The organism is Paraclostridium sp. MRS3W1 (assembly GCF_032465715.1).
GTDB lineage: Bacteria > Bacillota > Clostridia > Peptostreptococcales > Peptostreptococcaceae > Paraclostridium > Paraclostridium dentum.
The window spans coordinates 1-7023 of sequence record NZ_JAWDJM010000002.1; the positions used below are offsets into that span (position 1 = coordinate 1).

5 protein-coding genes are annotated in these 7023 nt (G+C 29.1%); 4 read left to right on the plus strand and 1 reads right to left on the minus strand.

From position 1 onward, the window contains the following. Positions 1–131: 131 nt before the first annotated feature. The 4 genes from RWY47_RS00045 to RWY47_RS00060 all read left to right on the plus strand — a co-directional run bounded on the left by RWY47_RS00045 (position 132) and on the right by RWY47_RS00060 (position 6669). Positions 132–1337 (plus strand): CD0519/CD1768 family membrane protein, encoded by a 1206-nt coding sequence (locus RWY47_RS00045; RefSeq protein ID WP_167402841.1) that lies wholly within the window; start codon positions 132–134, stop codon positions 1335–1337. 162 nt (positions 1338–1499) lie between these two features. Next, a complete protein-coding gene (locus RWY47_RS00050) occupies positions 1500–4028 on the plus strand; it encodes an FAD-dependent oxidoreductase (protein ID WP_150842637.1) in 2529 nt (842 codons plus the stop codon). A gap of 177 nt (positions 4029–4205) precedes the next feature. Then, the gene (locus tag RWY47_RS00055; RefSeq protein WP_021428987.1) at positions 4206–5270 is read left to right on the plus strand and encodes a lysylphosphatidylglycerol synthase transmembrane domain-containing protein; all 1065 of its coding nucleotides are present in this window, start codon (positions 4206–4208) and stop codon (positions 5268–5270) included. Positions 5271–5442: 172 nt separating this feature from the next. Next, positions 5443–6669 (plus strand): dicarboxylate/amino acid:cation symporter, encoded by a 1227-nt coding sequence (locus RWY47_RS00060; RefSeq protein WP_021428962.1) that lies wholly within the window; start codon positions 5443–5445, stop codon positions 6667–6669. 56 nt (positions 6670–6725) lie between these two features. On the opposite strand, the gene RWY47_RS00065 is transcribed toward RWY47_RS00060, so the two are convergent. Beyond that, positions 6726–7023: phage holin family protein (locus RWY47_RS00065; RefSeq protein WP_316030198.1), on the minus strand; the 298-nt coding region annotated here is incomplete at its 5' end.

Genomic DNA, 7023 nt, shown 5'->3' on the forward strand with positions numbered 1-7023 from the left:
GATATATATAGTATAATTTATATAAATCAATATATTTTTATTTGTTTTAATTGTTAAAATTAAAACAAAAATAAAATTAAATTTTAATAATTTTTTTAATGGTATCCACAAAATACTAAGGAGGGAATACAATGGAGATTACGAATTTAGAAGAAAACGTTGTCGCCAAGGAGGTTTCTGGTGGAAAAAAGAAGGTAAAGGCAGTAAGTTTAGAAACTTTTGTATTTATCGGGGTCTTATTAGCAGGATTTGGATTTGTAGGGAGTAAAATGGGTGCAGGGTTGATGTTTAAAACTATTATGAACACAGCTCACGATTTGTTACTAAACACGGTATTTTTAATAATGGCACTAGCTGTGCTTGCAGGTGCATTAAGTGCACTACTTTCAGAATTTGGAGTAATATCACTTTTAAATAAAGTTTTTGCAATGTTTATGAAACCACTATATAATTTACCAGGAGCAAGTATAGCAGGAGCAGTAACAACTTATCTATCAGATAACCCAGCTATAATAGCATTTGCTAATGATAAAAGTTTTACTAAGTATTTTAAGCAGTATCAAATTCCTGCTTTATGTAACTTAGGAACATCTTTTGGTATGGGTCTTATAGTTACAACTTTTATGATGACTCAAGGGTCTGAGTTTGTATCAGCAGCATTAATAGGAAATATAGGTGCAATAATAGGAAGTATAATAAGTGTTAGAATAATGCTTACATTTACTAAGAAATATTATAACTATGATCCAAAGAGCGAAGCTAAAGCTGATGGAAAAGTAGAAGCTATGGAGTATAGAGAAATAAGAGAAGGAAGTTTGTTCCAAAGATTACTTGACTCTATGTTAGAAGGTGGAAAAAATGGTGTTGAATTAGGGATGGCTATAATCCCAGGGGTATTAGTTGTATGTACTTTAGTTATGCTATTAACATTTGGACCAACAATAGATCCTAAGACAGGAGCTGAAGTTTATACAGGTGCTGCTTATGAAGGTATAGCACTACTACCAGCATTAGGTGATAAGTTAATGTTTATATTAGGACCTTTATTTGGATTTACAGATCCACAGGCGATGGCATTCCCAATCACTTCATTAGGAGCTGTTGGAGCTGCGATGAGTTTAGTTCCAAAATTTATAAGCGATGGGGTTGTAACACCTAACGATATAGCTGTATTTACAGCTATGGGTATGTGCTGGAGTGGATACTTAAGTACACATGTAGGTATGATGGATGCGTTAAATGCAAGAGAGCTTACTAGTAAAGCAATAATTTCACATACTATAGGTGGACTATTTGCAGGTATATCTGCTCACTTTATATACATGCTTTTAATTTAAATAACGAATATAAAAGAGCATCTTAAATATTTAAGATACTCTTTTTTTATGCACAAAAATAATATTATTAAAATATGCTAAATATATGTTTAAAGTAATTAATAAAAGGTATAAAAGGAATAAGAGTTAAATAATAAACAAACATATAGTGGAGGAATATATATGGAACTAAAATCGCTTAAATTAAAGAAAGATTTATATTGGGTAGGTTCTTTAGATCCTGATTTAAGAGTATTTGACATAATAATGTATACGCCATATGGAACAACTTATAATTCATATGTTTTAAAAGCTGGAAAGAAAACGATTTTATTTGAAACTGTAAAAGCTAAACATTTTGATAGTTATTTGGCTAGGCTAGAAGATTTAAATGTAGATTTACAAAATATAGATTACATTGTAGTTAGTCATACAGAACCAGATCACGCAGGTAGCGTAGAGAGAATATTGAAACTTTCTCCCAAAGCTAAAATCATAGCATCTCAAAATGCTGTTAATTATCTAAAAGAAATTGTAAATAGTGAATTTGAATATATAGTTGCAAATGATAACGATGAAATTAAGATAGAAAACAAAACTTTAAAGTTTTATTCAGTTCCACTTCTTCATTGGCCAGATACTATATACACGTACATTAAAGAGGACAATGTATTAGTAACTTGTGACTCATTTGGAAGTCATTATAGTTGTGAAGGTGTGGTTAATACTAAAATAGATAATGAAGAACACTATATGGAAGCTCTAAGATATTATTACGATTGTATTATGGGGCCTTTTAAGCCATATGTATTAAAAGCTATAGAAAAAATAAAAAATTTAAAGGTGGATATTATATGTCCAGGACATGGACCTGTATTAGTTGATAATCCAAGAAAAATAGTTGATATATATGAAAAATGGAGTAGAGATGAGATAATAGTTACTAATAAAGATATAACTATATGTTACGTAAGTGCTTATGGATATACAGCTGAATTAGCTGAAAACATAAAAAAAGGAATTGAAGCGCATAGTGATTATAATGTTAAAATGTATGATGTTATAAATCATAATATAGATGAAATAATAAATTCTATAACTTACTCACAAGGAGTTTTATTTGGAACTCCAACAATAAATGGTGACGCATTAAAGCCTATTTGGGATATTCTTGTTAGTCTAAATCCTATTGTTCATGGAAATAAAGTTGCATCATGTTTTGGTTCATTTGGATGGAGTGGTGAAGGAATACCAAATGTTATGGATAGGTTAAAACAACTTAGAATGAAAACTATAGATCCATTAGTTGTTAATTTTAAACCTAGTGAGGTAGATTTATATGAAGCTCAATTACTAGGTAAGAAATTTATTGAAAAAACTATAGATGTAAATACTAAAAAAGAAGGTACTAAAAAATGGAAATGTGTAATATGTAATGAAGTATTTGATGGAGAAGAAGCTCCAGATGTGTGTCCAGTATGTGGGGCAAAACATGATCAATTTATAGAAGTCATAGAAGAAACTATAAATTATCAAAATGATACAGATGATAATTTTGTTATTGTAGGTAATGGGGCAGCAGGTTTTTATGCAGCAGACTCTATTAGGAAAAGAAATAAAACAGCTAAAATAGTTCTTTTAAGTAATGAAGAAGAGTTAACTTATTATAGACCAGCTCTTTCTGATTTTATAAACGAAGAAATTAAAAAAGAAGATTTTTATATTGAAGATAAAGATTGGTATGAAAAAAATAATATAGAAGTTTTACTAGGGGTAAATGTAGAAAAAATAGAAGAAGAAGGTAAAAATATTATTTTAGATAATAACTCAATTATAAATTATGATAAGTTAATACTTGCAAATGGTAGTTCTAACTTTGTACCACCGATAAATGGACATAATTTAGACGGAGTTTATACTTTAAGAAATAAAAATGATTTAGAGAAAATAAAGGTGAATTTAGAAAAAGCAAAAAATATTTTAGTAATAGGTGGAGGACTGTTAGGTCTTGAAGCTGCATATGAAATGAAGCTAGCGCAAAAAGAAGTTACAGTAGTTGAAGCTATGCCAAATTTATTAACTAAACAACTAGATAAAGATGGAAGTGTAGTCCTAGAAAATATATTAAAAGAAAATGGATTAAACTTAATGTTAGATAAATTCATTGATTCCCTAGAAGGCGATAAAAAAGTGTCTAAAGCTATATTTAAAGATGGAAGTTCTATTGATGTAGATATGGTAGTATTTTCTATAGGAGTTAGACCTAATGTTAAAATTGCTAATAACACTAATATAGAAGTTAATAAAGGAATAGTTGTAGATAAGTATATGCAAACTTCATCAAAAGAAATATATGCATGTGGAGATGTAGCTGAAATTGATTCGATTATATGGGCTATATGGCCAGCAGCTATAGATATGGGAAAAGTTGCAGGGGCAAATGCATGTGGAGATAAAATTGAATTTAAAGCAGAAAATTACCCAGTAGGATTAGATGTATTTGAAACAAAAGTGTTTAGTATAGGAAATATAAATGATATAGATAGTTTTATAACATTAAATAAAAAAGATGTTTATAAAAAACTATTCTTTAAAGATGATGTGCTAGTAGGGGCTATATGCATAAATGATTTAAGTAAAAATGTAAATATTATAAGGTTAATAGAAGAAAAAGCTAACCTTAATAAAGTTTTAAGTGAAAATTTATTATAATTTATTAAAAAGATTCATTTCCTAACAATCTATAATACTTATTTATAAAAGTATTTAGAGAAATAGGGGTGAATCTTTTTCTTTTTTATTACAAAAAAGTAAGAAATAATTCATACCATAAAAACCAAATGTATTGTATAATAGGTAGTGTCAAATTAAAGGGGATGGAGGTTTCCTATGAAAAAGAAAAAGACATTAAATAAAAATATATTACAATATGGCTTTTTGGTATTTATATTAGGAATGACAAGTTACTTAGTTTATAGAACTTTAGACATAGATATGCTTCATGAAGTTGTAGATATGGTAGATAAAAAGTTTATATTTTTTGGAATATGTGCAGTGATTACACACATGTTATTAGAGGGTGTAGTTTTAAAAATAGTAATAGATAGCATTCATAAAGTACAGACAAGATTTATAGGTTTTAAATTAGCAACTATGGGATTTTATTATAACTTAATAACTCCATTTGCATCAGGAAGTCAGCCGATGCAAATATATGTATTAAATAAATGCAAGATGCCAGCTAGTAAGGCAACTGCAGTTATAATGAATAAATCTATAATATATCAAGTTGTAGTTACAGTATATTGTTCTGTTCTAGTGCTTTTAAATACAGCTATATTAAAGGAATTAAGGGGTGTAATGCCTTTGATATTAATAGGGATTGCAATAAATGCATTTACATTAATCGTTTCTATGATGGTTATATATAATCCTGAATTAATTAAGAAAGTATCTAAACGTGTTATAAATTTTTTAGTTAAATTTAAATTATTTAAATTTTTAGAAGGCAAAGTGGAGAAAGTAGAGAGTTTTGCAGATGAATATAGCAAGTCTGTTAATTCATTTATAAAGAATAAAAAAGCGCTTGTCCTAACGCTTTTGATAACTGTAGTTCAGTTAAGTGTATATTTTAGTATATCATTTTGGATATACAAAGCATTTAATTTAAGTGGATATACGTACATATATATGCTTACATTACAGGCATTCTTATATATGGCGATATCACCTATTCCAACTCCAGGTAACGCAGGAGCAAGTGAATTAGCATTCTTTGCAATATTTAAAAGTGTGTTTCCACAACCTCTTATGGGATATGCAATTTTCTTATATGGAGGGTTTGTATACTATGCAGTACTAATAGGAAGTGGAATATTTACAATGATAACTCATCATAATATGGATCGAAAAAGTAAGAAAATTAAAAGAAAAAATAAAGAATATGCAGCTTGATATTATTATAAAAGGCATACCGTAGAAACGGCATGCTTTTTATTTTACAGAAATTTCGCAAAAATATTACTTTTTACAAGTAACTTGACTTTTTGTGTCTAAATGTATACTATTTTAGTCAAAGGGGAAAATGTTTTTATCATAAAATTTATTCATAAGGGGAGGAATTATTTTGACAAAAGCAAAGAAAAAAATAGGACTGGTACCGAAACTAATAATAGCAATAATACTTGGTATCATTATAGGTAGTTATGCTCCTAAGGGAGTAATCGAGATTTTAGTTACTATAAGTGGTTTATTTGCTTCATTTTTACAGTTTGTAATACCATTTATAATTTTAGGTTTTGTTACAGCTGGGATAGCTGACTTAACATCAGGAGCAGGAAAGTTATTAGGAATAACAACTGGTATAGCATATTGTTCTACAATAATAGCTGGATTGCTTGCATATACAGTTGCAATAACTATTTTCCCTTCTTTTATAAACGCTAGTTCAGCTGGAGCTATAGGAGATCCAAACGCAGGTATGCTTTCACCAATATTTACTATACCACTAGAGCCAATGTTAGATGTAACAGCTGCGATAGTTTTCGCATTCATGATGGGACTTGGAATTTCAGCACTTAGAGGTCGTGGAAGAGGAGAAGGATTATTCAACATTGCTATGGATTTCCAAGAAATAATAAAATCTACTTTAGCGAAAATAATAATACCGTTACTACCTCTTTATATAGCAGGAACTTTTGCTAATATAACTTTTGCAGGACAAGTATGGGATATACTAAAAATATTTGGTAAGGTATATTTAATCGTAATACCACTTCATATCATATACATATGCTTCCAATTTACTCTTGCTGGAACATATACTAAAAAGAATCCAATACAATTACTTAAAAATCAAATACCAGGATATCTAACAGCAGTTGGAACTCAGTCATCAGCAGCTACTATACCAGTAAACGTAGAGTGTGCTGAAAAAAATGGAGTATCTAAACAAATAAGAGAGTTTGTTGTACCTCTTTGTGCAACTATTCACTTAGCTGGAAGTATAATTTCTGTAACTTCATTCACAGTAGCTGTTTTAATGATGAATCAAATGAATTATAGTTTAGCTGTAATATTACCATACTTACTTATGTTAGGAGTTGCCATGGTTGCAGCACCAGGAGCACCAGGTGGGGCTATAATGAGTGCACTTCCATTTTTACCTATGGTAGGAATACCATCAGATGGAGGCCTTGCAAGTTTAATGATAGCACTTTACATAACTCAAGATAGTTTTGGTACTGCGGCTAACGTATCAGGAGATAATGCAATAGCTGTAGTAATAGATGAGATAAATGATAAATCAATTAAACGAGAAAAGAAAAAAGAATATAAGGAAGTTAATGCTTAATAAAAAAGAGTTATCTCAACTTAGAGATAACTCTTTTTTATAATAAATTTATTATATTAATCAAGTACATTATATATAATTGTATTTGCAATAGATAATAATATAGAAGCACCTATAGCGCTAACAAATCCGTATAAGTGTACTCCAGGGACTATACTAAAAGCTAATTTTAAAACAACAGCATTTATCACTAATGAGAATAAACCTAATGTTAAAAATGTTATAGGTAGTGAGAATAACTGAAGTAAAGGTTTAATTGTTAAGTTTAAAACACCAAAAATGACTGTTAGTATAAGTAAAGAGCTAAAAGATGTTATAGAAACACTGCTCATTAATAATGATACTATATATAAA